General features: G+C 68.2%; 4 protein-coding genes and 1 pseudogene. 4 read left to right on the top strand and 1 reads right to left on the bottom strand.

Features of this window, described 5'->3' with window-relative positions; all coding sequences use genetic code 11:
* Both AC1VAN_RS15920 and AC1VAN_RS15915 read left to right on the top strand, forming a co-directional pair.
* A pseudogene (locus AC1VAN_RS15920) lies at nucleotides 1-279 on the top strand (hypothetical protein); the annotation flags it as partial.
* On the top strand, nucleotides 276-1,250 hold the full coding sequence (locus AC1VAN_RS15915) for an MBL fold metallo-hydrolase (RefSeq protein ID WP_442251457.1): 975 nt from the start codon (nucleotides 276-278) through the stop codon (nucleotides 1,248-1,250). The pseudogene AC1VAN_RS15920 and the gene AC1VAN_RS15915, both read left to right, overlap by 4 nt.
* Before the next feature lie 94 nt (nucleotides 1,251-1,344).
* On the opposite strand, the gene yihA is transcribed toward AC1VAN_RS15915, so the two are convergent.
* Nucleotides 1,345-1,947, bottom strand: coding sequence for a ribosome biogenesis GTP-binding protein YihA/YsxC (gene yihA / locus AC1VAN_RS15910; protein WP_025878662.1), 603 nt, complete (start codon nucleotides 1,945-1,947; stop codon nucleotides 1,345-1,347).
* Between the two features lie 155 nt (nucleotides 1,948-2,102).
* On the opposite strand from yihA, the gene AC1VAN_RS15905 reads away from it, so the two are divergent.
* Both AC1VAN_RS15905 and AC1VAN_RS15900 read left to right on the top strand, forming a co-directional pair.
* Nucleotides 2,103-2,900, top strand: coding sequence for a c-type cytochrome (locus tag AC1VAN_RS15905; RefSeq protein WP_480986167.1), 798 nt, complete (start codon nucleotides 2,103-2,105; stop codon nucleotides 2,898-2,900).
* A 106-nt stretch (nucleotides 2,901-3,006) separates the two neighbouring features.
* The coding region (locus tag AC1VAN_RS15900; RefSeq protein WP_480986166.1) for a thiol:disulfide interchange protein DsbA/DsbL at nucleotides 3,007-3,375 on the top strand (369 nt) is incomplete at its 3' end.

The following is a 3,375-nucleotide window of genomic DNA, read 5'->3' as shown; positions in this document are numbered from 1 at the left end:
GGCGTGAGCCGCATGGATGCGGCGACCGAGCTTACATGGACGTACTTGCAGCGTCCCCCGCAACCGGACCCACCCCGCCATCCCACAGGAAACCAGCTTCTGCTGTTGCTTCGGCCGTTGCCGTTGCCGTTGCTGTTGCCTCTGCGGGTGCAGGGCACAGCCCTGCCGATAACCCCCATTGAGCATTCCGCGCAGTGCTTTGAGCGCCGCACGCACGCGCAACACGGCACGCTGTGCGCAACGGGCCTGCCCATCACTCACCGAGAAGAACCGCCATGACCCTGCGTCATCTGCCATTGCACGCCGCCCTCCTGCTGGCCCTGTCCTCCCTGCCGCTGGCCGCGCTGGCCGAGGCCACCTCGCCCGCCCCCACCCAGCAGGTGCCGGGCGTGCATCACCAGCGCATCGGTGCGCTGCAGGTCACGGCCCTGTTCGACGGCGTGGTTGCGCTCGGCCGGCAGGAAGTGGTCGACGTGCCGCCAACGCTGGTCAGCCGCCTGCTCGAAGGCCGCTATGTGCCCGAAGACAAGAAGGGCCTGCAGACCGCGATCAACGCCTTCCTGGTGCGCCAGGGCAAGCACCTGACCCTGGTCGATGCCGGCACCGCGCAGTGCTTCGGCCCTGACCAGGGCCAGGTGCTGGGCAACCTGCGTGCGGCCGGCGTAGACCCGGCCGAGATCGATGAAGTGCTGCTGACCCATGCCCATCCCGATCATCTGTGCGGGATCCTCGATGCACAGGGCAAGCCGGCCTATCCGAATGCGACGGTGTGGCTGTCCAAGGCCGATGCCCGCTACTGGCTCGACCCGGCCAGCGAAGCCACGGCACCGCAGGGCGTGCGCTTTGCCTTCGCGCTGGCACGCAACGCGATCGCGCCGTACCAGGCCGCCGGTCGCCTGCACACCTTCCAGCCTGGCGACGCCCTGCCGGGGCAGGCGGTGGCGATGGATACCCACGGCCACACGCCGGGGCATGTGTCCTACCGATTCGACAGCCAGGGCCAGTCACTGCTGGTGTGGGGCGATGTGCTGCATTTCCATGCGGTGCAGTTCGCACACCCGGAAGCGGCATTCGAGGCCGATTCGGATCGCAAGGCGGCTACGGCCAGCCGTCGCAGCCTGTTGCAGGAAGCCACCGCCAAGGGCTGGTGGGTTGCTGGCGCGCACCTGCCCTTCCCCGGCCTGGGGCACGTGCGCAGCGAAGGCAAGGCCTATGCATGGGTACCGGCGGAATATTCGCCACTGAAATGATGTGCCGCCGGGCATGGCCCGGCGCTACCGCATCGCGGTGACGGAAAACATCAGGGTAGCGCCGGGCCATGCCCGGCGAGCGCAGCGGAGCGCCTTATTCCAGCCCCAGCCAGCCGCCGATGATGCCGCGGGCTTCATCCACGCCGGTACGGGCCGAGCCGGAGAACACCTGCACACTCACCGTATCGCCGAACGACGAATGCAGTTCCTTGCGTACCTTCTGCAGGGTCTGCATCTGCTGGCTGCGGCTGAGCTTGTCGGCCTTGGTCAGCAGCGCATGCGCCGGCAGGCCACGCTGCACGGCGTAGGCCAGCATCTGCCGGTCGTAGTCCTTCAGCGGATGACGGATGTCCATCACCACCACCAGCCCCTTCAAGGCCTCGCGGGTGCGGAAGTAGCGGTCGATGAAGGCCTGCCAGTGCGCCTGCAGGTCCAGCGGCACCTTGGCGTAGCCGTAACCGGGCAGATCGACCAGATGGGCGTCCGGGGTAACCTGGAAGAACACCAGCTGCTGGGTCCGGCCAGGCGTCTTGGAGACCCGAGCCAGGCTGTTCTGGCGGGTCAGCGCATTGAGCGCGCTGGACTTGCCGGCGTTGGAGCGACCTGCAAAGGCCACTTCAGAACCTTCATCGGGCGGCAGCTGCCCCATGTTGTGGGCAGAGAGGTGGTATTGGGCGCGTTCGATGAGCAATGACATGCGCATAGGATCGCATGTTGCGGCGCCGCGCGCCCGGCCCGGGGCCTTCCAGCGGGAAAATGCTGCACTGCTGCGTTGACCGTGCAAGGAAACGGCGTTGATAATCCGGGCGATGCCGGCCGCCGCCGCCCGGCCGGTCCATACGGAGCTTCAGCATGCGCCACGCTCGCGTTCTTGCCGTATCCGCCCTTGCTACTGCCGTTGTTGCCGCTGCTGCCTTTGCGCAGACCACGCTGACCCCGCTGCCCGACAACGGCCCGATCAAGACCGCCTCGCTCGAGGTGGATTTCAGCAAGACCACCTGGGGCGACGCCAAGGCCGGCCAGACCAAGGCCACCGCGTGTGCCGCCTGCCATGGTGCCGATGGCAATTCCACGGTGGAGATGTATCCCAGCATCGCCGGCCAGAGCGAGCGCTACGTCGCCCAGCAGATGGCCCTGATCGCCAATGGCCAGCGCAGTTCCGGCGCCGCCGTGGCGATGGTGCCSTTCGTGCAGRACCTCACCCCGCAGGACATGCGCGACATCGGCGCGTTCTTCGCCACGCAGAAGGCCARCGCCGGCATCGCCGACGACACGCCGGTGGCCGAGGGCCCGTACAAGGGCATGAAGTTCTACCAGATCGGCCAGCAGCTTTACCGCGGCGGCGATGCCCAGCGCGGGCTGCCGGCCTGCATGGCCTGTCACGGCCCCAGCGGCGCCGGCAACCCCGGCCCGGCCTACCCGCACATCGGCGGCCAGCACGCCAGCTATGTCGCCCGGCGCCTGCAGGAGTACCAGGCCGGACAGACCAACGAGACCGACAAGGCGCACTTCCAGATCATGGCCACGGTGGCGCAGAAGCTGACCGAGCAGGAGGTGCAGGCCCTTTCCAGCTACCTGCAGGGCCTGCACAACAAGGCCGACGATCTCGCCGCCGAAGGCGCTTCGACGCGACCGGCTGCCGCCCCCTGACCGCCACTGGTCGGCGCCGGTCGCCACGACGGCCCGTCGCTGCGGTATGTTTCCTTCACGCCGGCGGCTGCGCCGGCGTTGTCATTTTCAACGGAGATGCGTGTCGATGAGGTTGATTCCCCGCCTTCTGCTGTCCCTGCTGGTGCTGCTGCCGTTGGCGGCCTGCGCCGCCACCCCCGCCAACGCCCCGCTGGTCGAAGGCAAAGACTACGAGCGCATCGCCCAGCCTGGCCCGTTCCAGCCGCTGGCCGGCAAGATCGAGGTGGTCGAGGTGTTCGGCTACACCTGCCCGCACTGCGCCCATTTCGAACCGCAGCTGGCCGCCTGGGCCGCCAAGCTGCCGGCCGACGTGCGCTTCACCCCGGTCCCGGCCGCCTTCGGCGGTGCCTGGGATGCCTGGGCACTGGCCTACTACGCCGCCGACGAAGTGGGCGTGGCCAAGCGCAGCCACGCCGCTGTGTTCAAGGCCCTGCAC

Source organism: Stenotrophomonas sp. 05L44_2 (assembly GCF_056665995.1).
Note: the sequence above shows the minus strand (reverse complement) of the source record. Positions and strands in the feature narration are given on the sequence as shown.

Excerpts from the sequence above, each read along its gene's own strand:
- AC1VAN_RS15915 (WP_442251457.1), top strand. The coding sequence starts at position 276 with ATGACCCTGCGTCATCTGCCATTGCACGCCGCCCTCCTGCTGGCCCTG.
- yihA (WP_025878662.1), bottom strand. The coding sequence starts at position 1,947 with ATGTCATTGCTCATCGAACGCGCCCAATACCACCTCTCTGCCCACAAC.